This window comes from Gelidimonas denitrificans, assembly GCF_055694065.1.
On sequence record NZ_CM146350.1, the window covers coordinates 2,553,459 to 2,577,416 of the forward strand.

Consider the following 23,958-nt stretch of genomic DNA (forward strand, 5'->3'; position numbering starts at 1 on the left):
CTACTCCGATCGTTTGCAATCGGCGCTGATGACGCCAACCATGATCCAGTTATCGATCACGCGCAGCGCGCGCCAATCGATCATGGCGACCAGGGCCGAACCATCTTTGCGGCGCAAGTCCACCGTTTGCCTGTGCGTCGGCTCGCCTGCAATGAGCGCATCGAAGATGCGCGCCAAATCCTCGCTGCTGCCGATGCCGAGATCGGCCAGATCCACGGCGAACAACTCGGGCCGGCTATAGCCTGACATGCGGCAAGCCGTTTCATTTACGTCGACCACGCGCAGGCTGACCCGATCGAGCAAACACACACCCTGATCGATCACATCCATGGCGCTGCGAAAACGGATTTGCTCCGGGTCCGGACGCCTGCGGTCGGTGACCTCCATGCCGATTCCGCGATAACCGATAAAGCGGCTGGCCGAATCGAACATCGGCTCCCCGCTTACTTGCAGATATTGCGTGGTGCCATCGGCATTGCTGCGACTGTAGACGAAATCCAGGAAAGGACGTCGGGCTGCAATGTTGGCGTCCAGCAGCGCGCGCTCGGCCGCATTCCAGCGCCCCGCCAACACCGCGCTGGCCGCACCCGGCATACCGTTCGCTTCGATCCCGAGCATGTCAAAAACCGGGCCGGAGATTTTGGTAAATAGTCCTTGTGGGTCTTGCTCCCAATACCAGTCCGATGACAGTTCGGTAAAACTCTTGAAACGAGCCTCACTCTGGCGCAATTCGACGGTGCGCTCTTGCACCGTCTGTTCCAGCACCTTGTTGTAATTGCCCAGCTTTTGATACAACAGCCGCACTTCCAGCATGTTGTGGATGCGTGTCTGCACTTCGACCAAATCGAATGGTTTGCTGACGAAATCTTTGGCGCCCGCTTGCAGTGCGCGCAGTTTGTGGCCAGGTTGCGCGGTGATGACCAGCACCGGCAAATAACCGTCCGTCTCGATTTCCTTCAAGCCTTCCATGACCTGGAACCCATCCATCTCGGGCATTTGCAAATCGAGCAAAATGAGGTCATAGCGATGCGCCAAATGCAAGGGGCAGACCGCGCGCGGGTCCATCGTCGATGTGATGCGTTGGTAACCTGCATTGCGCAGCATTTGTTCCAACAGCATCACATTCGTTTTTTGATCATCAACGATCAGGATACTGGCGTTTAGAATCTCGGATGCTTCAAGCATTACATTCCCTCTTATTGATTTGGGCTGGAAAGAGTTTTATTTTCCAGGCCACTATTCTCACCCTCTCCCTCTAGGAGAGGGTTGGGGTGAGGGAATCCGGTTCTAACTTTATTTGTTCCGGATCAAAAAAATCGTCCACCTGTTATTCAGCGGCATTACCGTTCCGCTTCACTTGCCAAGCCATTTTCGGCCGCATAATGCAATGCAACATCAAGCGCATCCATAAATGCGTTCACCTCGATTGGTTTTGTCAAATAGCGGAAGAACCCGGCCTTCAACCCCTTCTCGATGTCGCGCGGGACGGCGTTGGCCGACAGTGCCATGACCGGGATGTGAGCGGTTACCGGATCTTCGCGCAAAATTTTCAAGGCGCCGAAACCGCTGATGCCAGGCAAATTAATATCCATCAAAATGACGTCCGGCTGATGCATACGCGCCAGCTGGATGCCCAGATGGCCATCAATGGCCGTCAGCAATTTCAAATCGCTGCGCCGTGCAATCAATTGCTCGACCAGCACCAAATTTGCCGGATTGTCTTCGACATAGAGCAGCGTGCGCTGGAACGACAATGCCTGCGCTGCCAGTGGGTCCGGCGCATTCAGGCTGCTTTCGCCGCTGCCGCCAAACACCAGCTCCGGCGCGCCGGATGCGGGAAATTCGACCCAAAACACGCTGCCGACACCAACATTGCTTTCGACGCCAATGACACCGCCCATCAACTCGACCAGTTGCTTGGTGACGACCAGGCCGATGCCGGTGCCCTCTTCGGCACTGGACTCTTGCCCAAGCCGATTGAACGGCTGGAATAGTTGCGCCAACTGTTCCGGCGCCAGGCCGACTCCGGTATCGTTGACGCTTAAGCGCACCCGGTTTTCGCCGCGCACCGCGCATTCGACCATGACTGCGCCGCCGACCCGGTTATATTTGATCGCATTCGACAGCAGGTTGATGATCACTTGCTTGACTCTGGTCCGATCGGCATGGACATAGAACGGATGATCGAAATGGGGGAACGTCATCTGTATCCCGCGCTGCTGCGCCTGCGGCTCGATCATGGCCTGACAGTCTTGCAGTACTTCGGTGAGCGACATCGATTCTTGCGACATCGTCACTTTGCCCGATTCGATCATCGCCAGATCGAGGATTTCATTAATCAGGCGCAGCAGATACCAGCCGGCTTGCAAAATCTGGTCGATCGACAGTTTCTGCGCCGGTGATGGCGGTGGCGTCTCGGATGCCATCAACTGCGCAAACCCGAGCACCGCATTGAGTGGCGTGCGCAATTCATGGCTCATGCTGGACAAAAATTCCGATTTCGCCAGATTGGCTTTTTCCGCGGCCGCCTTCGCGCTTTCCAGTTCGACGTAATTTTCCTGCAGCGCATGCTCGAATTGCTTGTGGTCGGTAACATCGCGCGCCGCCGCGAACACGCCTTGCAAATTGCGGTCGCGGTCATGGAAGGTGGTCGCGTTGTACGACACCACCGTTTCCTTGCCATCCCGAGCGTGGGCGGTCAACTCATAGTTGGTCACCTTGCCATCGCGCAGCACACGCGTGATGGCCGCCTCGGCCCGCGCCGGATCGGTAAAATAATTCTTGAACGGCGCCCCGATCAATTCATCGCGGGTGCAACCGGTCAGCGCTTCCATCTGGTGGTTGACGTCGCTGATGATGCCGCGCGGATCGGTGGTTATGATGGCGTCGATATTCGATTCAATCAGCGAACGCGTGTAGAACTGCTGATCGCGCAAACGCTGATCAAGCAGCGCCTGCTCCGCTTCGACTTGTTTGCGCGCGGTGTTATCGGTGCCAATCAGCAGGTAACCGATCACCTTGTCTTTGGCGTCGCGCAGCGCGGTGACGGACACGATCGCCGGCAAGCGGCTGCCATCTTTGCGGATATAGGTCAGTTCATAAATATCTTCGATGCCGCGTGAAGCCTTGAACACCAGCGCTTCAAAGCCCGGCTCAATCGGCGTGTCCCATTCCAGGCTCAGGGCCGCTGCCCGCGCGATCACTTCCTGCGCATCCGAAATCCCCGCTGGCGTGATCTGGTCCACCACATCGGCCGCCGTATAACCGAGCATGCGTTCGGCGCCGACGTTGAAAATCTGAATCACGCCCTGGGCGTCAGTGGCGATACTGGAGAAATTGGCGCTGTTGAAAATGGCATCTTGCAGTGCGCCCGCTTTCAGCAATGGCTGCCGCAGCTCTTGCAATGCCTGTTCGGCCGCCAAACGGCGGCGTATCACCCGTCGTATCCGCACATACAGCAGCGCCAGGAACAACAGCAGCAAGACGATGCTGACCGCGATGACCTTGACCGCGGTAACGGATTGCACCGCAGCGTTCCACGCGACGCCACCGACCAAAAGCAGAACGCCCAGTGTCATCCCGAAACCGATCAAGATCAGTCGCTCGATCGACGTTGTTTCCATTTTGTGCATAATTTTATACGTTGATTAGATTGCAACTGAATTACAAAAAACGCTAGCCTCGTACAAACAAGGTGACCGCGCAGCCGCTACGCCGGCAAGGCGCGGCGTCCGGCATGTGATGTCGAGGTTCTGCGCCGTCAGGCCGACCGGCCTTGGAGCTGGCGCACATCCAGCAACAAGCGCGCAAATTCTTTCTTGACGACGTCATAACATTCGCAGGCATGCTGTTCCAGGCCGGACCGGTCCAACACGGTGATATGGCCACGCCGATAGCGGATAAAACCGCAGCTTTGCAATTTCCCGGCTGCCTCGGTCACACCTTCGCGCCGCACGCCCAACATATTGGCGATCAATTCCTGGGTCATTGTCAATTCATTCGAGGGCAAACGGTCCAGGGTGAGCAGGAGAAAGCGGCTCAATTGCTGCTCCACCGAATGATGACGATTGCACACCGAGGTCTGCGACATTTGCGTGATCAGTGCGTGGGTATAACGCAGCAGCAGACGCAGCACCGGTCCGGCCCGATAGAATTCTTCCATCAAGATGTGTGCCTTGAGGCGATAGCCATAGCCGCCTGTCTGCACCACGGCGCGGCTGGGCGTGGTGTCGCCGCCCATGAAAAGAGAAACCCCCAATATGCCCTCGTTGCCAACCCCGGCAATTTCAGACGAACCACCGTTTTCGAGCAAGTAGTGCAGCGAGACGATCGATGTAGTTGGAAAATAGACGTGCTGCAACTTGCCGCCGGACTCATAGAGCACGTCGCCGAGCAGCATCGGAATCAATTCCAGATGGGGCGACAGGCGGTCGAATTCAGTGTCGAGCAAAGCTGCCAGCAGATGATTTTGATTCGGATCATGCATACAGGACATATTGGGGTTCCTGCTTTTAATCTTAATAGTTGGAAGGTACAAGGCGTCCGAAAGAACGCCACGGCCGACAGGGTAACACGCCCACCCCGTCCGTCTGCGCCGCATTGCACCTTGCGCATTTTTGTCTGTGCGTTACCACACATTACAAAACTGGGACTGTGTAAAAAGGCAATATTGCTGTGTGTGTTGGCGCACAGACATGGATGTATTTAAATTCTAATCTTGTGTCATCGCAAAGCTGCACCACAGCATCGCATGTGCGTTCTGCAGCGGCGGGGTCGCCAGGATAATCTTTTCAATCAGCAAACCAGGAGTATCAAAATGAAAAATCTTAAAATTGTATCCACGCTAATCGCCGCACTCATGTTGACCACTATCGTCGGTTGCACCACAACAGCAAAACATGAAACTACCGGCCAATATATTGATGACACAGTGATCACGACCAACGTCAAGGCCGCGATCCTCAACGAGCCGACCTTGAAGGTAGCTGAAATCAATGTCGAAACCTTTCAGGGCGCAGTGCAACTGAGCGGTTTTGTGAGCTCCCAAGACAACGCCGCCACAGCCGTGAAGGTAACGCGTGCAGTCAAAGGCGTGAAATCAGTCAAAAACGATATGCGTCTGAAGTAGTCACGCGACTGGCGCGCGTAGCGCCAGGCCATGAATAGGAGGGCAGTACCGGGTACTGCCCTCCTATTTTGATTCTTTCGAGGGAGTTCAACATGAACACAATAAAAAAATTAGCAGTACATACGATGGCTATCGCCTTCGTGCTTGGCTTGACGGCTTGTTCCGGCATGTCACGGCAAGATAAAAATACCGCGGTCGGCGCCGGTGCAGGCGGCGTTCTTGGCGCCGTACTGACCGGAGGCAGCGCAATCGGCACGGTAGGCGGTGCAGCAGTCGGCGGTGTGATCGGCAATCAAGTCAGGCATTAAGCTTGCACCTGGACACAGAAACGGGCGCGTTAGCTAACGCGCCCGTTTCTGTGTTTTTGGAAATCTCATATTAATGTACGTATTGCGTGTCTGGGAGAGACACGAAAAGAACGAAAAATTTCGTGGGGTATGCCGTTAAAAGCAATACTTCTCGCATATATTCATTGGATCTTAAAAAATACCATTGACAGTATATGCATATGCGACCATGAACATGGCCGCATTCCATAGCAGCATACGGCGCTACGGCGAATCTTGAAACCCGCCTGGAAGACAGGTTTCAATCATTGCTAAAGACCGCGCCCTTTGATGAGGCGCAGCAATATCATAATCACGGCGATGACCAATAGAATATGAATGAAGCCACCGATGGCGGTAGACGTGACGAGGCCAAGCAGCCACAGAATGATCAAAACGACAGCAATTGTATAAAGCATGATTTTTCCTTTTTATAAGTGGTGTTGTCAGTGCGTGCCAACCCGTTTCAACGCACTGCGTAGGCCAGCATAAAACTGCTTCCCATGAAAATGATTATCCGCCAGCATATCCCCCGGGTCTGTACGCTGACGTACACACCGGACATATTTCAAAGTATTTTCCAGTAGCCGGCCACCCAGGATTGCATGCGCAGCACGGCAGGTGGCGCTGGAAAAAGAAGCTTCGGACTACCGACGAAAAAAAGCCGTTCAGATTTTGACTGAACGGCTTTGCGCTTGCGCGGATTGCTGGCAATGCGTGAAAGCTTATTGCATCACAGTACGCGAACCGACGACTTCCACTGTGACGCGGCGGTTTTTGGCGCGGCCTTGCGCCGTTTTGTTGTCGGCAATAGGCTGTGCTTTGCCCTTGCCTTCGGTGTACACGCGCGATGCGTCGATGCCTTTGGAGATCAGGTAAGCCTTGACCGCTTCCGCGCGGCGGATCGACAGTTTTTGATTGTAAGCATCGGAGCCGATGGAATCGGTATGACCGACCGTGATCATCACTTCCGTGTCCATGCCTTGCAGCTTGTTCAACAAATCATCGAGGGCGGCCTTGCCTTCAGGCTTGACCACCGCTTTGTCGAAGTCAAACAAGGCTTCCGCCGCGAACGTGACTTTTTCAGACACCGGCACCGGTGCTGGCAGCGGCGCTTCCGGCTCGGGTGCAGCAACGGCAACCGGTTCCGGCATCACCGCCAGCGGCGCGGGGGCCGCGGTTTTCCCGCCGAACTGATACAGCAGGCCGACCGAGACCAGATCGATGTCGCCCTTGTTGCCGACCGCATCGTCGATCCGGTAACGTTCCACCTCGGCGCGCATGGCAAGAGATTCAGTGAACGCGTACTGCAGCCCCAGGCCAACTTTGAGGTTGGTGTCGCGCTTGCTAGGGTTCGGGTTGACCACATTGACTGCGCCGGTTCCAGTGAAGGTGTCTTTGGCTTCGGCGTAGTTCACCCCGACCCGGCCAAACGCAGAAAATTTTTCAGTGATCGGCAACATCCCGACCAGGTCGAGATTCAAGCCTTTGACCTTGCTATTACCGTTCAGTGTTCCGGCCGGCACCGTGGTGGTCGCTGTATAACCGAATTTTCCCAGATCGAAATAACCGCCTTCAAGGGCAAAATTCTTGTTGAACTTGTAGCCACCAAACAGCTTATAGCCGGTGTCGCGATCGTCATCGTCGATCGAAATCCCGGTGAAATTTTTTCCAGACAGACTACCGGTAATCCGCTCGTCGTCAATTTTCGCTCTCGACTGGCCAGCGTTGGCACCGAGGTACCAGCCGGAATCCTGCGCCGCTGCGATTGGGCTGGTGATAACAGCGAATGCCACCAAACCCAGCGTCCCTGAGGCTCTTGCTAATTTCATGTTCTTCTCCAGAGGAGTTAAATACTTGTTATGCCAGTTGCATAACGCAACGTGAGCAATATTTATCAGTCCCTTGATAAAGGCCGGCAGAAATGACTCTGCCGGCCTTTGCCTTTGATGCCTCAAGCCTTCTTACTGGCAAGTGGCAGGGCCACTCGGATTACCCGGTACGGAAACGACGTTATTGTTCAAAACAAACGCGCCATCCGTAGACGCCCCTGCAAACAATCTGCCACACGAGGTTGCTCCGACGAGCATCGTCACGTCATCGCTGGCCAGGATATTGCCCTGCCAAAGAGTACCTGTTCCAAGCGTCGCTGCGCTGCCGGCCCACCACCAGACGTTGGAAGCCTTGGCACCGCCAACCAGGAGAATGCGATCAGCGCCGCCTAGCGTGCCTATCGTGCTTGATGACTGGAAGATGAAGACGGCATCCGGGTCGCCTTTGGCGTCGAGCGTAACATCGCCCGTGATCAAAATCGACGTCAGCGATTGATAGACGCCAGGAACGAAATAATTATCTCCCGGCACAAGGGTGCTCCCGACCGAGTTTCCTAAAGTAGTGCCAGCCGGTATCGCGGTTGCTCCTATCGTTATTGCGGGAGAAAGGGCGAGATACGCTGCCCGCAAATCGGCCTTGACCGCGCCCGAAGTAACTCCGGCATCCGGGAATAGCGGACTGGCCACCACGCCATTGAGCGTTGGAGCCTTGCCATCGCAAAGGCCAAAAGTTCCGGCCGCCAGAACGGACTCGCCGTTGCACGTAGCATTTGGGTCCAGCACCACATTCCCGTTAATCGTGGTGGCGGCGGCGTTGGTTATTCCGGCAGTGGACGCAATAGCATACGTGGCTGCCGATCCCAGATTGACCGACGGGGCACCGATGACGGCGGCGGCTGCCGTTTTGAAGGTCCATACATAGTTACAGCCGATTGGGGTGCCGGCAGCGTTCGTGACCGTACCCTGGATGACCGCCGTGTAACTGGTATTGGCCAAGAGAGCCGATGCGGTATTTAAGGTCGCTGCGTTAGCGCTATAGTTCACCGACGCTGGTATCAGCGCAGTTCCGTTCGTTCGCGCCAGCGTAAAGGTTGTTGGGTTGATCGTTGCGCCATTCATCGCTTCACTGAAAGTGGCAGTGATCGTTTTCCCGCCGCCAGCAACACCGGACGTGCTGGTGGTCACCAGCTGATTGCCATTAATCGGATTCGATGCAGTCACCGTGGGCCCCGCGGCAGTACATGCGCCTGGGTTGACCGCACCCGCTGGCGGGACAAAAATGGCTGCGGCTGCGGCAACGTCCGCGCCCAGAATCGAATCTCGCCCGCCACTGCCTCCGCATCCGGCCACAAGTGCTGTCATGAGTAATGCTAAAAACCACATGAACGGTTTCGCATAGCGTTGCTGATTTTTCATTTGTGTTCCTTGTGTTTCGATGCCAATCCGGTGCCGAAAAATTTCGGTCTGACCGCTGTTGTTGTCGCTATTTTTTACAGTTGCGTCGTGCTCCACAGACGGATTGACCCACTACGGCACCGGTTGCACAACATCGCGCAGACAGGCTTTGGCGCGACTATCCGTCACGCGTGCATTGTAAGGGTTTCGGCCGGGAAGTTCTGTTCGCTGCCGCACATACGGAGAAAAAATATTGTTTTGCGTAACATGGCCGTCCTGCCGGAATCGTCGAATGACGAAATCGAACGGCTCTTCCATGATGAAATCGTCAGAAAATTATTGCCGGGAGAGATAATTTTGCATATTTGCAGCAGGATTCTCAAGCAAATAGTCGGGGACAAACAGGTAAAAAAAACCCGCATCAGCGCTGGGCTTGAGGCGGGTTTCTGGACTGCTATCCGGTTCGACCGTTTGGTCAGGGAATCATTCCAGATTCTGCCCAAAGATGGAGTTTTTTCGGCGCATTAATCATGCATTAATCATTAATCATTAATGCTTGTGACCGCAAGCGTGACCGTCGGAGGCGGCGGTCATGGGAGTCGTGCGTCCGGCATCGGCGCTATGGCCGGCTGTCTCCAGACGCGCCAGGTATTCAGCCCATAGATCAGTCTGGTTGGCGCCCAGCCAATACAGGTAATCCCAAGTGTAGATGCCGGTATTGTGATCATCGGAAAAATGCGGCTGCACCGCGTAGTTGCCGACCGGTTCCAGCGCCGTCAGTTCCACCTCGCGTTTGCCGGTCTGCAGCACTTCCTGCCCCGGGCCGTGACCGCGCACTTCGGCCGACGGCGAATACACGCGCAGCAATTCGAACGGCAGCACGAACGCAGCGCCATCGTTAAAAGTGATTTCCAATACCTTTGATTGCTTGCGCACGGTCAATTCGGTTGGAATCGGCGTTGCTGCGGTTTGTTTCGATCCAGTCATGATGATTGTCCAGTTTGATTAAATTACTGCTGCTGCAGATTGCTCGCGGAAGGCACGAAAAACACGAACAGCGCAACCGAATATTTTTAGAAACTAAGGAGTATTTCAATTTTTATGGCATTTTCCGCATATATTCATTGCGGTTATTAAATATACTCTATATGCAATTAAATCAGCGAAGCCATCCTGGCCCGGATCGCGGTGCGCAAGGTCGGCAGCAGATCTCTGCGCTGCGCCAGAATTTCGGGCGCCGTTGCGCGTTGCGCCTGGGCCCAGACCGGGGCGGGAAACTGCGCATCGTCCTCAAAACGCGGGATCACATGCCAGTGCAAATGCGGCACCATGTTGCCCAGGCTGGCCAGGTTGATCTTGTGCGGCTGCATCACGTCGCGCACCGCAGCCTCGACCTGCCACACTGCCGCCATCAGCATATCGCGCTCCGCCAGCGACAAATCCGTCATTTCCTGCACATGACCGTTCCAGATCACGCGGCAAAAGCCGGGATAGCCGGTGTCATCCACCAGCACCACATGCCAGTGGGCCGCAACATGCACGACTTCGCCGCCCTGCAAAGAACATAATTCACAATCGATCTGCGTTGTCAAATCCAGTCCTTATACGGCTTTTTATACTAATACGCGCTCGATACCGCCGGCATTGGCGCGGGCGACGTATTCGGGCATCCAGTTCTGGCCCAGCAGATGCTTGGCCAGTTCGATCACGATGTAGTCGGCATCGGTATCGCTATCGTCGTTGTAGCGCAGCAAACCTTGCAGGCAGGATGGGCAACTGGTCAGAATCTTGACCTCGCCGGTGAAACCGTCGGCGCGCAGCTTGTCGGCACCCTTCTGCATCTCTTCTTCCTTGCGGAAGCGGACCTGGGTCGAGATGTCAGGACGGCTGACCGCCAGCGTGCCGGATTCGCCGCAGCAGCGCTCGTTTTTCTCGATCTTGATGTTGTCCACGGTGCTGATCAACGCATTGATGGTCTTGCCCGACTCTTGCAGTTTCATCGGGTTGTGGCATGGCTCGTGGTACATGTAACGGGTGCCGGCCACGCCTTCCAATTTGACGCTTTTCTCCAGTAGGTATTCATGGATGTCGATGATCCGACAGCCGGGGAATATCTTGTCGAATTCATAGGTCGCCAATTGATCGTAGCAAGTGCCGCACGACACGATCACGGTCTTGATGTCGAGGTAATTGAGCGTATTGGCCATACGATGAAACAGCACGCGATTGCTGGTCATCATTTTCTCGGCCTTGTCATACTCGCCGTTGCCGCGTTGCGGATAGCCGCAGCACAGATAACCCGGCGGCAATACGGTCTGCACGCCGACGTGCCACAACATCGCTTGCGTCGCAAGTCCGACTTGCGAGAACAGCCGTTCCGAGCCGCAACCAGGGAAGTAAAACACGGCTTCGGTATCCGCCGTGGTGGTTTGCGGGTCGCGGATGATCGGCACGATTTTGTCGTCTTCGATATCGAGCAGCGCGCGCGCGGTTTTCTTGGGCAGGTTGCCGGGCATCTTCTTGTTGATGAAGTGAATCACCTGCTCCCTGACCGCCGGCTTGCCGACGGAAGCCGGTGGCGCTTTGGTCTGCTTCTTGGCGAACTTCCTCAGGATGTCGTGACCCAGGCGCTGCGCCTTGTAGCCCCAGCCGATCATCGCGGTACGGGTGGCATTGATGGTGGCCGGATCGGTGGCGTTGAGGAAGAACATCGAGGCAGCGGTGCCGGGATTGAACTTCTTCTGCCCCATCTTGCGCAGCAGGTTGCGCATGTTCATCGACACTTCACCGAAATCGATATCGACCGGGCACGGCGTGACGCACTTGTGGCATACCGTGCAATGGTCGGCCACATCGGAAAACTCGTCCCAGTGCTTGATCGAGATGCCGCGCCGGGTTTGCTCTTCGTACAGGAAGGCTTCCACCAGCAGCGAGGTCGCCAGAATCTTGTTGCGCGGCGAGTACAGCAAATTCGCGCGCGGCACGTGGGTGGCGCAGACCGGTTTGCACTTGCCGCAGCGCAGGCAATCCTTGATGCTATTGGAAATCGCGCCGATATCGCTTTGCTGCATGATCAGCGATTCGTGGCCCATCAGGCCGAACGACGGCGTGTAAGCGTTGCGCAAATCGGCGCCGGCCAGCAGCTTGCCCTTGTTGAAGCGGCCTTCCGGATCGATGCGCTGTTTGTAATCGCGAAATGCGTCGATTTCAGTGTCGGTCAGGTATTCGATCTTGGTGATGCCGATGCCGTGCTCGCCGGAAATGACGCCGCCCAGCGAACGCGCCAGCGCCATGATGCGGCCCACCGCCGCGTGGGCATCTTGCAACATCTGGTAATCGTCGGAATTGACCGGAATATTGGTATGCACATTGCCGTCGCCGGCGTGCATGTGCAACGCCACGAAAACCCGCCCGCGCAACACGCGCTGGTGGATTGCGGTGCATTCATCGAGGATCAATTTGAATGCAGCGCCGCTGAATATCTGGCGCAGCGCGGCGCGCACTTCCTGCTTCCAGGACACGCGCACGGTGCGATCTTGCAGCACATGAAATACCAGTGCATCCGGCTGCGCAATCAAACGTTGCGCAAACACGGTTGCCAGTTTTTCCAGGCCGAGCGCGAGCAGAATATCTCTCGATTGCGCCAGCGGCTTGTCGATGTTTTCCAGCAGATAAGTCCAGCGCGCATGGGCCAGATCGAGCAATTCCGTAGCCTGATGGGCGCGGTCTTCCAGCATCTCCGCATCGGGGATCGCCTCGCCTTCGGCATCCTCGCTCTTGCCGAGCGGCAGATTGCCGGCGGTGAAGAAATTGCGCAACGCGTCGATCAATTGCAGCTTGTTGCGAATCGACAGTTCGATATTGATATGCTCGATGCCGTTGGTGTATTCGCCCATCCGGTCCAGCGGGATCACCACGTCTTCATTGATTTTGAAGGCGTTGGTATGCTTGGAAATGGCTGCGGTGCGGGCGCGGTCGAGCCAGAATTTCTTGCGCGCCTCAGGCGACACTGCGACGAAACCTTCGCCGACGCGGGTGTTGGCGATGCGCACCACTTCCGAGGCCGCTTGCGCGACTGCGTTCTCGTCGTCGCCTACGATGTCGCCGAACAAGGCCATTTTCGGCAATACGCCACGCTTGGATTTGGTGGCGTAGCCAACTGCGCGCAAATAGCGCTCGTCCAGATGTTCCAGGCCGGCCAGCACTGCGCCGCCTTTTTTGGTTTCGGCATCGAGGTAATCCTTGATTTCGACGATGCTCGGAATGGCGTCGCTGGCCTGACCGAAAAACTCCAGGCAGACGGTGCGGGCGAATTTCGGCATTTTGTGCAAAATCCAGCACGCCGAAGTGATCAGCCCGTCGCAGCCTTCTTTCTGAACGCCCGGCAAACCCGACAGGAATTTGTCGGTCACATCCTTGCCCAAGCCTTCCTTGCGGAATTTGCGGCCTTCGATCTCCAGCATTTCGGTTTTGAACGGCGTGCTGCGCTCGCCTTTGGCGCCCGGATGCGACCATTCGAGCTTGAATTTCGCCACCGGCTGATCGTGAATCTTGCCCAGATTGTGTTCGATGCGCGTGACTTCGAGCCAGTCGCCGTTCGGGTCGACCATGCGCCACGAGGCCAGGTTATCCAGCGCCGTGCCCCACAGCACCGCCTTCTTGCCGCCGGCGTTCATCGCGACATTGCCGCCGATGCAGGACGCCTCCGCCGAAGTCGGATCGACCGCGAACACGAAACCGGCCTGCTCGGCTGCGTCCGAGACGCGCTTGGTGACTACGCCTGCGCCCGAATAAATGGTTGCGTATTCACGATCCACGCCGGGTAGCGTGCGCATTTCAACCGCGCCCAACTGCTCCAGTTTTTCGGTATTGATGACGGCCGAAAAAGGCGTCAGCGGAATCGCGCCGCCGGTATAACCGGTGCCGCCGCCGCGCGGAATGATGGTCAGACCGAGCACAATGCAGGCCTTGACCAGACCGGCCATCTCATCTTCCGTATCCGGCGTGAGCACCACGAACGGATATTCGACGCGCCAGTCGGTGGCATCGGTCACGTGCGACACCCGCGAGAGACCGTCGAACTTGATGTTGTCTTTCTCGGTATAGCGCCGCAGCTCTTTGGTGGCGCGGCGGCGCAAGTCGTAAGTGCGACGGAAATCTTCGGCAAAATCGGCCACCGCCTGGCGCGCCGCTTTCAGCAGCGCTTCCACGCTGACGCTGCGCTTGACCGCTTCGGCATCGCCGGCATCGGCCAGGTCAGTGGTGACGCGACGGCGCTCAACTTCGGCCAGGCGATGGTTCAGCGCATCGATCAGGCTCTGGCGGCGCTTGGGGTTGTCCAGCATGTCGTCTTGCAGATAGGGATTGCGCTGCACCACCCAGATGTCGCCCAGGACTTCGTACAGCATCCTGGCGGAGCGCCCGGTCTGGCGCGCGCCGCGCAGCGTGTCGAGCAGCTTCCAGGCTTCTTCGCCGAGCAGGCGGATGACGATTTCGCGGTCGGAAAACGACGTGTAGTTATAGGGAATTTCGCGCAAACGGGTCGGCGCAGCGCCGGAGCCGGCGGGCGCGTCTGAGAGCAAGGCTTGGATGTGTGCTGGGGCGTTCATGGCGTGGTGGTGTGGGACTGACACTAAAAAAGCATTTTAGCGTATCGCGCTGCAGCACGTTGCAACAGCCTTGCGTTTCATACGCCTTAACACGGCTTGCACGGCGCCTGGATCGGGTCTGCACGCAATCTATTTATAGCGGGAGTATGTATTAAAATACGGTATTTTCCGCATATATAATATGCGTATGTATTTTATACATGACACTGTATATAAAAAACGCTAGGCCAGCCAGAGTGCGATTTGGCGCCACACGCCATTGGGCACACTGAGCAGCAGCCAGGTCACCGTGATGTAGCGGCAGAATTTGCCCAGCGCCATGTACGCAGCGCAAGGCCAGAACGGCAAGCGCAGCCAGCCGCCCAGGGTGCAGATCGGATCGCCCACGCCGGGCAACCAAGCCAGCAGCATCGTTTTCGCGCCGAAACGACGCAACCAGCCGAACCAGCGGCTTTCCCGCTCTTTTGCAAAGACGCTCTTGGCGCCATAGCCGATCCAGTAATTGACCATGCCGCCGAGCGTATTGCCGGCGGTAGCCACCAGGATGACTTGCCAGAACAGCGCAGTATCGGCCCTGATCACCGCAAAAATCAGCGGCTCCGAGCCCAACGGCAGCAAAGTCGCAGCGATAAAGGCGACCACGAAAACCGATGTCAGCCCGATTTTTGGCAGCGCCAGAACGTTTAATAGCCAAGCGATTGCAGATTCAAGCATGAAAGACTTTGGACGGTCGCGAAAAAAACGTCCATTATAATAAGCGACCAGCAATGACCACTTGGCATTTTTCACATCCGCGTCATGGCTTGGCGCCTATCCGCGCCGATGCCAGCTGCGCACCCGACCGGCCGCCAGCCGTGTTCGAGCCGGATTGCGCACCAGATGATGCCGCACTCAAATCGACGCCACCCAACCATAATGAATACCGACTACCTGAAGAAAATCCTGACTGCCCGCGTCTATGACGTAGCCTTTGAAACCCCATTGGAATTCGCGCCAACTCTATCTGAGCGCATGGGCAACAAAATTTATTTCAAGCGCGAAGACATGCAAAGCGTGTTCAGCTTCAAGCTACGCGGCGCTTACAACAAGATGGCGCACTTAACGCCGGAACAATTGAAACACGGCGTGATTTGCGCCTCGGCCGGCAACCACGCGCAAGGTGTCGCGCTGGCGGCGGCAAAGCTCGGTTGCAAGGCGATGATCGTGATGCCCACCACCACGCCGCCGGTCAAGGTCGAGGCGGTCAAGGCGCGCGGCGGCGCACTGGTTGAAACCGTGCTGTTCGGCGACTCCTTCACCGATGCCTATGACTATGCGCTGACGCTGGAAAAGAAACACAAGCTGACCTTCGTTCACCCGTTCGACGACCCCTATGTGATCGCCGGCCAGGGCACCATCGGGATGGAAATCCTGCGCCAGCATGCCGGCCCGATCCACGCCATTTTCGTCGCCATCGGCGGCGGCGGCCTGATTGCCGGCGTGGCCGCGTATGTCAAGCAGGTCCGGCCCGACATCAAAATCATCGGCGTGCAGACCATCGATTCCGACGCCATGGCGCGCAGCCTGAAAGCGGGCAAACGCGTCACACTGCCCGATGTCGGCCTGTTCTCCGACGGCACCGCGGTCAAGCTGGTGGGCGAAGAAACTTTCCGCCTGGCCCAGCAATATGTCGACGAAGTGATCCTGGTCGATACCGACGCCATCTGCGCGGCGATCAAGGATGTATTTCAGGACACGCGCAGCATCCTGGAACCAGCCGGCGCATTGGCGGTGGCGGGCGCGAAAGCGTATATCGAACGCGCCCGCGCGGACAAGAAGCCGCTCAAAAACGAAACCCTGGTGACCATCGCCTGCGGCGCCAACATGAATTTCGACCGCCTGCGCTTCGTCGCCGAACGGGCCGAAGTCGGCGAAGCGCGCGAAGCGGTATTCGCTGTCACTATTCCCGAAGAACGCGGCAGTTTCAAGCGCTTCTGCGAACTGATCGGGCCGCGCAATGTGACAGAATTCAACTACCGCATCAGCGACGAACATGAGGCGCACATCTTCGTCGGCATCCAGATCGCGAATCGCGACGAAGCCGGCAAGATCACCAAAAAATTCGAGAAACACGGCTTCAAGACGCTCGATTTGACCGATGACGAACTCGGAAAATTGCATATTCGCTACCTGGTCGGCGGCAAAAGCCCGCTGGCGCAAAACGAATTGCTGTACCGCTTCGAATTCCCGGAGCGCCCCGGCGCGCTGACGCGCTTCCTGTCCAGCATGGCGCCTAACTGGAACATCAGCCTGTTTCACTACCGCAACCACGGCGCCGATTACGGCCGCATTCTGATCGGCTTGCAAGTGCCGAAGAAGGAAATGAAAGACTTTCGCGCATTCCTGAACACGGTCGGCTACCGCCATTGGGACGAGAACGAAAATCCGGTCTATAAGCTGTTTTTAGGATAATTTTTAGGATAAGCACAATGAGCACGCCCTCCACGCCGGACCAGTCGCCACTGGGCAAACCCGCCAGTTACCAGGCCGAATACGCGCCTGCCCTGCTCTTTTCCATCGCCCGCCAGGGCAAAAGGGATGAACTGGGGCTGGGGCCGGAGCTGGGCACTCTGCCCTTTTTCGGCCTCGATATCTGGAATGCTTACGAATTATCCTGGCTGAATCTGCGCGGCAAACCGCAAGTGGCGATTGCCACCATCACGGTGCCGGCCGATTCGCCCAACATCATCGAATCCAAATCTCTCAAGCTGTATCTGAATTCCTTCAACCAGACGCGGCTGGCTGGCACCGATGCGCTGCTGCACTTGCTGCACACCGATTTGTCGGCAGGATTCGGCGCGCCGGTGCAGGTTGCGCTGACCCTGCCGGAATCTTTCGGGACGTTGAAATTCGGCGAACTGGAAGGCCAGTTGCTGGACCGGCTGGATATTGAAGTCAGCGATTACACGCCTAATCCGGCATTACTTAAAACCATCCCCAACACAGCGCCGGTGCAACAAACGCTGGTGTCGCATCTGCTGAAATCGAATTGCCTGGTAACCGGCCAACCGGACTGGGGCAGCGTGCAGATACGTTATTATGGCGCGCCAATTGATGAGGAAGGCTTGCTGCGATATTTGATCGGATTTCGCACTCATAATGAATTCCATGAACAATGCGTGGAGCGGATTTTCATCGACATCCTGCGCCAATGCAAACCGCAAAAACTGGCTGTATATGCACGTTACACGCGGCGCGGTGGGCTCGACATCAATCCCTGGCGCAGCAATTTCAGCACCGGCACACAAGCATTGAACTTACGCAATGCCCGCCAGTGACGCCGGCATTGGCGTCCAATAATCGAAATACCGATGCAGTCGAGGACAGCACGCAATGACATGGTTCGCAACAAATTTTCTCAGGCGATGCAAGGCTGCAGCCAGCGGTTGCGGCCTTGCCGCGGTGCTGCTGGCCGCGTCCTGCAGCGCGACGGCGGCAGACAATACAACTGAAAACCTCGGCTGGTGGCAGCAAACCAAAGACAAGGTGCGCACCAAAGCTGAAGCGATCAACGATCAGGGCGAAGCCAGCCTGTTCCTGTCCGGCTACGCGCATCACGGCAGAAACACCTACACGCCCGAACGCATCAGAGAATTCAACGAAAACGCCTGGGGCCTGGGCTACGGAAAAACCCTGCGCAACCCGAATGGGGATGAAGAATACCTATTTGGAATGGCGATTTCGGATTCCCACTACGACCCGCAACTCATGGCCGGCTACGCCTACCAGTGGATCTGGCCGATCGCAGGCAAACTGGAGGTCGGCGCCGGCTGGACCGCGATGCTCGTTAGCCGCAGCGACACCTGGGGCGGCGTGCCGTTTCCGGCAGTCTTGCCGGTGGCTTCGATCGGCACCCCCGATGCAAAACTGATGGCCGCCTACATACCGCGTCTTTCCAACAACAAAGGCAATGGCGATGTATTGTTCCTGTTCGGACGCATTAATTTCAACTAACTGATGTTGCGCATGATCCAATCGAAAAAACATGTCCATGAAAAGCACGTGATATTTCAGTAGTGCAGGCCTGCACTACTGATAAATAACAATCAAAAGAATTGTCATGCGGTTTTTCGTGCTTTTCGTGTTTTTCGTGGACAAGCACTTAACATCTGTTGCACATCATTACGCAGGCTGCAAAGAAGCTTATAATCGCCGTCACATGGACCGATTGTGCATTGCACCATTACTATTTGCATCATGACAAATCTCGCAAAAATATTGCCACCTAACAATGTCGTGCTCGACCTTGAAGTCTCTAGCAAGAAAAGAGCTTTCGAACAAGTCGGCCTGATTTTTGAAAATAATTGCGGTATCGCGCGCTCCAACGTATCCGACAACCTGTTCGCGCGGGAGCGCCTGGGCTCGACCGGTCTCGGTCATGGCGTGGCGGTGCCGCATGGCCGCATCAAGGGCTTGAAAGCGCCGCTGGCCGCTTTCGTGCGCCTGGCCGAGCCAATTCCTTTCGAGTCCCCCGATGGACAACCGGTTAAATTGCTGATTTTCCTGCTGATTCCGGATCATGTGACACAGCAGCATCTGGAAATCCTGTCGGAAATAGCCGAAATGTTTTCCGATGATGCGATTCGTGCAGCGCTCACCACCGACCCCGACATGGCATCCGTGCACCAACGCATAGTCTCCTGGGAACCACAACAGCAAAAAATTGCCGCTTCTCGCTAGCAGCTAACCGCCAACATTCCCAGCTTGCGGCCATCCCCTTTTTTTTCAAACCAGCACTCACATCCGACCATGCCACCAACCACGCCGCTCACTATTCAGCAACTGTTTGACGACAACCGTGAAGCACTGGAGCTGGGATGGTTTGCCGGCTTCTCCGGCAGCGAACGACTGATATCCGGCGACGCCGCCTCGGCGGCTGACCAAGTCGGCCATCTGAACCTGATTCATCCTGGGCGGATTCAAGTGTTCGGGCATCAGGAAATCGAATATTACAAAAATCTCAGGGTGCAGTCGCGCGACTATCAAACGCACGAACTGTTGGCGGGCGAGCCGCCGGCGCTGATCATTGCGCAGGGGCTGGAAACACCAATCGACATCATGGCGGGCTGCGATGAGAAAAACATCCCGTTGTTTTCCACTCCCTTGCCGGCCGCGCAGGTGATCGATTATCTGCGGGTCTATTTGTCCAAAAAGCTCGCGCAACACATCACGATGCACGGCGTATTCATGGATGTGCTGGGAGTCGGCGTGCTCATTACCGGCGAGTCAGGGCTCGGCAAAAGCGAGCTGGGGCTGGAGCTGATCTCGCGCAGCCACGGCCTGGTAGCGGACGATGCAGTCGAATTTTCACGCATCGCGCCGAACATGATCGAGGGCCGTTGCCCCAAGTTGCTGCAAAACCTGCTGGAAGTGCGCGGCCTGGGCTTGCTGGACATCAAGACGATCTTTGGCGAGACGGCGGTGCGCCGCAAGATGCGGCTCAAACTGATCGTGCACCTGGTGCGCCGCGGCGTGCTGGAAGATCATATGGACCGGCTGCCGTTTGAATCGCAGACCGAAGACGTGCTGGGGCTGCCGGTGCGCAAGGTCATCGTTCCGGTGGCGGCAGGTCGCAACATCGCGGTCTTGCTGGAGGCGGCAGTACGCAACACCATCCTGCAATTGCGCGGCATCGATACGCTGGAACAATTCATGGAACGCCAGCGCAAGGCGATGAGCGAAGATTGACGCTATGATGGATCGGCTAAACGGCTCCCCATCTTTTTTCCTCTTCCCTTATAAAATCATAGATCCATGCGCATTATTCTCATTACCGGCATTTCCGGCTCCGGCAAATCGGTCGCACTGAATGCGCTGGAGGACGCCGGCGTGTATTGCGTCGACAACCTGCCCCCGACCCTGCTGCGCGCTCTGATTGCAACTCTTAGCGCAGAGGGCGTCGATACTGCGGCGATTGCCATCGATGCGCGCAGCGCCAAGTCGTTCGCTGCGCTGCCGCCCGACATCGGGCGCCTGAAAAGCGAAGGACACGACGTCAAGGTCTTGTTCCTGACGGCCAAAACCGAATCGCTGATCACACGATTTTCCGAGACGCGCCGCAGCCACCCGCTGTCGCACCGCACCGATTTTGGGCAAGGCGCGCAGCGGCACCGCACCCTGGAAGAATGCATTCGGGAAGAGCGTGAGACATTAGTAGCCTTCGAAGGCCACAGTCAGGTAATCGACACTTCCGGCATGAGTGTGGGCAAATTGCGCCTGTGGATTTCCGATCTGGTCGAAATCAAGGGCACGCCGCTGACGCTGCTATTCGAATCGTTTGCCTTCAAATTCGGCGTCCCGCTGGATGCCGACCTGGTATTTGACGTGCGCACTCTGTCGAACCCGTTTTACGACAGCAACCTGCGCGCGCTGACGGGCCGGGATGGGCCGGTCATCGCCTTCCTGGATGCAGAACCGGACGCCGCCGACCTGTTCAACGATATTCGCAATTTCGTCGAAAAATGGCTGCCGGCTTTCAAGAAAAATAACCGCAGCTACCTGACGGTGGCCATCGGCTGCACCGGCGGTCAGCACCGCTCGGTGTATATGGCCGAACAGCTGGCAAAATACTTTGAACACGCGGAGCACGTGGTATTGCGTCATCGGGAACTTGGACCGAGACCAGAGAAAGTGGCAGTATAGGTAAAAACACTGCATTTACCGCATATATAATGTGCGGAATCCTAAAATACAGCGCTTGGTATATTTTTAATGCTGAAACTTGGCATGAGACCCGATTAGACTGCATTTCGGGTTTCGCAAGTTCAGCCCCAACCTACCAGCCAACTATTGTCTGCTAGAGGCAGGCTCCAAACCTGTCCACTCACCGGGGCGACGAAAGGGCGGGTTTTGGACCCGACCCGTCCCTGTCAACCCTATTGAGCCGCCACGAAATACCCGGCGATATTGCCCAGGTCTTGCTCATTGAGAGTACCTGCCGCACTGCGCATGCGCAGATACGCCAGCAGGTAGTTGTAGCGCGCCAGCGCCAGATCGCGCCGCGAGGTATACAACTGCTGTTGTGCGTTGAGCAAATCCAGATTGATACGCACGCCGCCCTTGATGCTTTGCCGCGTGGCTTTAATCAGCAGGCTGGCCGAATCAGCAGACTTGACCAGCGCATCGATGCGCGGGCCGGCACTTTGCATCAGGCTGAACTGCTTGCGCAACTCTACCGACACCTGATTGATCTTGACGTCCAGATCGCTACGCGCCTTTTCATGATTGGCCACGGCTTGACGCGTGGCAGCACTCACATAACCGCCGGAAAACAGCGGAATACTGAGTTCCACGCCGATACTACGCACATTCGCGTCCTGATCGAGCGTGTTCGTGCTGGTCGATTTCTGTTTGCCGTAGCTGCCCACCAAATCCAGCGAAGGCGCATGGCCGGCGCGCTGCCGATTGATTTCCTGATGCGCTATATCGACTGCATATCCGAGCGCGACAATCTCGGCGTTCTTGACCAAGGCCATGTCGCGCCACTCCTGAAAGATCGCCGGCTGCAAAGGCAACAGACGAAAATCCTGATTCAGCGGTGCCAGTTCCGTTATTTCGATGCCGACGATGCCTGTCAGGGTATTCCGTGCAACTATCACATTATCTTGCGCCTCAAGTACCTGCGCTTCAGCCAAATTGGCACGCGCTTCGGTTTCCAGCATGTCGGTCCGGGTGCCTTCGCCTTGCTTGAACAAGCGCTCATTGACATGCATCTGTTCACGATACGCATCGCGCTGCGCCGCTGCCAACGTAAGCTGATCTTCGGAGTATTGCACCTCCGCATAGGCCGCCACCAGCCTGAGCATCAAGTCCTGACTGCGCCCGATAAACTGGGCATCGCTGTAATTGGTTTTGGCAACGCCCTGGTGGTACAAGGCCAGCGCCTCAAAATTGACAATCGGCTGCCGCAGCGTCACTGCGGCATTGACGCTGGTATAGTCCGGATGAGTGGTATTGCTGGCAGGCAAACCCCGAATATCCCGCCCGGTCTGCGTGATGTCTGCCTGGTTTTTGCTGGTCGCATAATGACCAGACAATTTTGGCAGCAGGTAGGAGCGCCCCATATTGCGCGCTTCCTGACCGGCCTGGTTTTCATGAATCGCGCCGCGATAGGTCGGATCGTTTTGCAGCGCGGCCTGATATGCCTGCAGCAAATTCATGGGCGCCGCTTGCGCCACGCCGATTGCCAGGTTCGATGCCAACGCCAACGTCGACGCTAATACAGTAAACATTCTGCTTGTACTAGCCATGATTATTCCTCGGACAATGAAGTTTTGGCGCGGTCAAACAAGGGCTTCATCAAGTAACTCATCATCGAGCGCTCACCGGTGCGCACAAAAATCTCCACCGGCATGCCGGGACGTATCTGCACAGCAGCAACAATTTTTGCTCCAGATGGCGCTACCTTGGCCCTAAGCTTGTAATACGGCATGCCGGTACGCTCGTCCGTCAAACGGTCAGCCGACACTTGGGTGACGATGCCCGGAATATGCGGTGTCTTGCTTTGATTGAGTGCAGAAAAAATCATTTCCACCGGCAAATCGACTTTGACCTTGTCGATCAACTCGACCGGAATCTGTCCCTCAACAATCAATGGTTCATCATTAGGCACGATGTCCATCATCCGAAAACCGGGCGCGACCACGCCGCCGTTGGTAAACACCGTCAAGCCGACAACCGTGCCTGCGACTGGCGCCTTGACCTCTGCATTGGCCAGCTCAAAGTTCTGGCTAGTCAGACGACTTTGCAAAGCCTCCGCCTCTTTTTGCACTTCAACCAACTGGGAGCGCACTTCTTTCTGATACTCTTGCTGGCGCTGACTGCGGCGCAAACCCAGCTCAATGTATTGACTTTGGGCGCGGCCGATATTGCCGATATCTTCAGAAATCGCACCGTTGGTCTGAACGTAGGTACGCTCCAGATCCAGCAGCCGGTTGCGCGCAATGTAGCCATCCTTGGCCAGATCACGCATGCCCGCCAGCTGCTCTTTCAGGAACACCAGCTGCTCTTTTTTACTTTGCATGGATTCCCGCAAGCCTTGGGTCTGTACTTTCAGGCCGGCAATATTTTGCTCCAGACCTGCCAGTTCGCTATGCAGCGCCGATTGTCGCGAGAAAAACAATTGTTCCTGCAATGACAGGTTGTTCGCGATTCGGGGATCTGCTTTTTCCTTGAGCAACTCTTCCGAAAAGACGATTTTAGACTTGCCATCGCGTTCGGCAATCAAACGGGCCTCAATCGCGCGATCGTTAAAGTACTGCATCCGACTGATATCGGCGGCCGACTTGACCAGAACGTCATTCATGCGCACCAGCACCTGACCAGCTGTGACAACATCGCCCTCCTTGACCAGGATTTCTTGCACGGTGCCGCCGCTTTGGTGCTGAATTGCCTTGCGATTACCCGAGACAATCACCGACCCTGATATCGGCACGCCCTTATCGAGCGGCGCAAAAAAAGCCCACAAAAGGAATCCGACCACGCCCACCAGCACCACCAGCCAACCCAGGCGAGCATAACTGGCAGGGTCCGTTGCAACTTCTGTCGGAAGTACCTCATGCGAAACCACATCCTGCGCTGGCTTGTCGCCTTTGCTCAGATTAACTACATTGCCCAATTGTTTCATGATC

At 56.4% G+C, this 23,958-nt stretch carries 22 protein-coding genes and 1 pseudogene; 10 read left to right on the forward strand and 13 right to left on the reverse strand.

Going from position 1 to position 23,958, the window contains the following annotated elements:
- From FKCLFG_RS11875 to FKCLFG_RS11890, 4 genes and pseudogenes are all read right to left on the reverse strand, one after another.
- Complete coding sequence (locus FKCLFG_RS11875) at positions 1-387, reverse strand: PAS domain-containing protein (RefSeq protein ID WP_472615849.1); 387 nt, start codon at positions 385-387, stop codon at positions 1-3.
- A pseudogene (locus tag FKCLFG_RS11880) lies at positions 373-1,185 on the reverse strand (response regulator); the annotation flags it as partial. The pseudogene FKCLFG_RS11880 and the gene FKCLFG_RS11875, both read right to left, overlap by 15 nt.
- 155 nt (positions 1,186-1,340) lie before the next feature.
- Positions 1,341-3,623 (reverse strand): PAS domain S-box protein, encoded by a 2,283-nt coding sequence (locus tag FKCLFG_RS11885; RefSeq protein ID WP_472613295.1) that lies wholly within the window; start codon positions 3,621-3,623, stop codon positions 1,341-1,343.
- A gap of 137 nt (positions 3,624-3,760) precedes the next feature.
- Positions 3,761-4,495 carry a Crp/Fnr family transcriptional regulator gene (locus FKCLFG_RS11890; RefSeq protein WP_472613296.1) on the reverse strand — a complete coding sequence of 245 codons (735 nt, stop codon included), beginning with the start codon at positions 4,493-4,495 and terminating at the stop codon, positions 3,761-3,763.
- Positions 4,496-4,816: 321 nt separating this feature from the next.
- Here FKCLFG_RS11890 and FKCLFG_RS11895 point away from each other — a divergent pair, with 321 nt between their 5' ends.
- Together FKCLFG_RS11895 and FKCLFG_RS11900 are read left to right on the forward strand one after the other, a co-directional pair.
- Positions 4,817-5,128 carry a BON domain-containing protein gene (locus FKCLFG_RS11895; protein ID WP_472613297.1) on the forward strand — a complete coding sequence of 104 codons (312 nt, stop codon included), beginning with the start codon at positions 4,817-4,819 and terminating at the stop codon, positions 5,126-5,128.
- Positions 5,129-5,220: 92 nt separating this feature from the next.
- Positions 5,221-5,436: a glycine zipper 2TM domain-containing protein gene (locus tag FKCLFG_RS11900; protein WP_472613298.1), complete on the forward strand. Its 216-nt coding sequence runs from the start codon at positions 5,221-5,223 to the stop codon at positions 5,434-5,436.
- Positions 5,437-5,726: 290 nt separating this feature from the next.
- Here the strand turns inward: FKCLFG_RS11900 and FKCLFG_RS11905 are convergent, their stop codons facing one another.
- The 3 genes from FKCLFG_RS11905 to FKCLFG_RS11915 form a co-directional block, all read right to left on the reverse strand.
- On the reverse strand, positions 5,727-5,873 hold the full coding sequence (locus tag FKCLFG_RS11905; protein ID WP_472613299.1) for a lmo0937 family membrane protein: 147 nt from the start codon (positions 5,871-5,873) through the stop codon (positions 5,727-5,729).
- A gap of 306 nt (positions 5,874-6,179) precedes the next feature.
- On the reverse strand, positions 6,180-7,286 hold the full coding sequence (locus FKCLFG_RS11910; RefSeq protein WP_472613300.1) for an OmpA family protein: 1,107 nt from the start codon (positions 7,284-7,286) through the stop codon (positions 6,180-6,182).
- A 132-nt stretch (positions 7,287-7,418) separates the two neighbouring features.
- Positions 7,419-8,648, reverse strand: coding sequence for an ice-binding family protein (locus tag FKCLFG_RS11915; RefSeq protein WP_472613301.1), 1,230 nt, complete (start codon positions 8,646-8,648; stop codon positions 7,419-7,421).
- A 63-nt stretch (positions 8,649-8,711) separates the two neighbouring features.
- Here FKCLFG_RS11915 and FKCLFG_RS11920 point away from each other — a divergent pair, with 63 nt between their 5' ends.
- Positions 8,712-9,209 carry a hypothetical protein gene (locus FKCLFG_RS11920; protein WP_472613302.1) on the forward strand — a complete coding sequence of 166 codons (498 nt, stop codon included), beginning with the start codon at positions 8,712-8,714 and terminating at the stop codon, positions 9,207-9,209.
- Positions 9,210-9,230: 21 nt separating this feature from the next.
- Here the strand turns inward: FKCLFG_RS11920 and FKCLFG_RS11925 are convergent, their stop codons facing one another.
- The 4 genes from FKCLFG_RS11925 to FKCLFG_RS11940 all read right to left on the reverse strand — a co-directional run bounded on the left by FKCLFG_RS11925 (position 9,231) and on the right by FKCLFG_RS11940 (position 15,004).
- Entirely contained in the window at positions 9,231-9,668 is a 438-nt protein-coding gene (locus tag FKCLFG_RS11925) for a gamma-butyrobetaine hydroxylase family protein (protein ID WP_472613303.1), read from the reverse strand.
- A 167-nt stretch (positions 9,669-9,835) separates the two neighbouring features.
- A complete protein-coding gene (locus tag FKCLFG_RS11930; RefSeq protein WP_472613304.1) occupies positions 9,836-10,273 on the reverse strand; it encodes an HIT family protein in 438 nt (145 codons plus the stop codon).
- 21 nt (positions 10,274-10,294) lie between these two features.
- Positions 10,295-14,290 (reverse strand): DUF3683 domain-containing protein, encoded by a 3,996-nt coding sequence (locus FKCLFG_RS11935; RefSeq protein ID WP_472613305.1) that lies wholly within the window; start codon positions 14,288-14,290, stop codon positions 10,295-10,297.
- Between the two features lie 222 nt (positions 14,291-14,512).
- Positions 14,513-15,004 (reverse strand): YqaA family protein, encoded by a 492-nt coding sequence (locus FKCLFG_RS11940; RefSeq protein ID WP_472613306.1) that lies wholly within the window; start codon positions 15,002-15,004, stop codon positions 14,513-14,515.
- Between the two features lie 53 nt (positions 15,005-15,057).
- Here FKCLFG_RS11940 and FKCLFG_RS11945 point away from each other — a divergent pair, with 53 nt between their 5' ends.
- From FKCLFG_RS11945 to rapZ, 7 genes are all read left to right on the forward strand, one after another.
- Positions 15,058-15,252: a hypothetical protein gene (locus FKCLFG_RS11945; RefSeq protein WP_472613307.1), complete on the forward strand. Its 195-nt coding sequence runs from the start codon at positions 15,058-15,060 to the stop codon at positions 15,250-15,252.
- Positions 15,206-16,741 carry a threonine ammonia-lyase, biosynthetic gene (gene ilvA / locus FKCLFG_RS11950; protein WP_472613308.1) on the forward strand — a complete coding sequence of 512 codons (1,536 nt, stop codon included), beginning with the start codon at positions 15,206-15,208 and terminating at the stop codon, positions 16,739-16,741. Before FKCLFG_RS11945 ends, ilvA begins: the two co-directional genes overlap by 47 nt.
- A 17-nt stretch (positions 16,742-16,758) precedes the next feature.
- Positions 16,759-17,607, forward strand: a complete 849-nt coding sequence (gene queF, locus FKCLFG_RS11955) for an NADPH-dependent 7-cyano-7-deazaguanine reductase QueF (RefSeq protein WP_472613309.1) — start codon at positions 16,759-16,761, stop codon at positions 17,605-17,607.
- A 55-nt stretch (positions 17,608-17,662) separates the two neighbouring features.
- Positions 17,663-18,283, forward strand: a complete 621-nt coding sequence (locus FKCLFG_RS11960; RefSeq protein WP_472613310.1) for a hypothetical protein — start codon at positions 17,663-17,665, stop codon at positions 18,281-18,283.
- A gap of 243 nt (positions 18,284-18,526) precedes the next feature.
- Positions 18,527-19,009 (forward strand): PTS sugar transporter subunit IIA, encoded by a 483-nt coding sequence (locus FKCLFG_RS11965; protein WP_472613311.1) that lies wholly within the window; start codon positions 18,527-18,529, stop codon positions 19,007-19,009.
- A gap of 69 nt (positions 19,010-19,078) precedes the next feature.
- Positions 19,079-20,017: an HPr(Ser) kinase/phosphatase gene (gene hprK, locus FKCLFG_RS11970; protein WP_472613312.1), complete on the forward strand. Its 939-nt coding sequence runs from the start codon at positions 19,079-19,081 to the stop codon at positions 20,015-20,017.
- 66 nt (positions 20,018-20,083) lie between these two features.
- Entirely contained in the window at positions 20,084-20,971 is an 888-nt protein-coding gene (gene rapZ, locus FKCLFG_RS11975) for an RNase adapter RapZ (protein WP_472613313.1), read from the forward strand.
- A 233-nt stretch (positions 20,972-21,204) separates the two neighbouring features.
- Here the strand turns inward: rapZ and FKCLFG_RS11980 are convergent, their stop codons facing one another.
- Positions 21,205-22,578, reverse strand: a complete 1,374-nt coding sequence (locus tag FKCLFG_RS11980) for a TolC family outer membrane protein (protein ID WP_472613314.1) — start codon at positions 22,576-22,578, stop codon at positions 21,205-21,207.
- A 2-nt stretch (positions 22,579-22,580) separates the two neighbouring features.
- Positions 22,581-23,954 carry an HlyD family type I secretion periplasmic adaptor subunit gene (locus FKCLFG_RS11985; protein ID WP_472613315.1) on the reverse strand — a complete coding sequence of 458 codons (1,374 nt, stop codon included), beginning with the start codon at positions 23,952-23,954 and terminating at the stop codon, positions 22,581-22,583.
- Positions 23,955-23,958 lie beyond the last annotated feature (4 nt).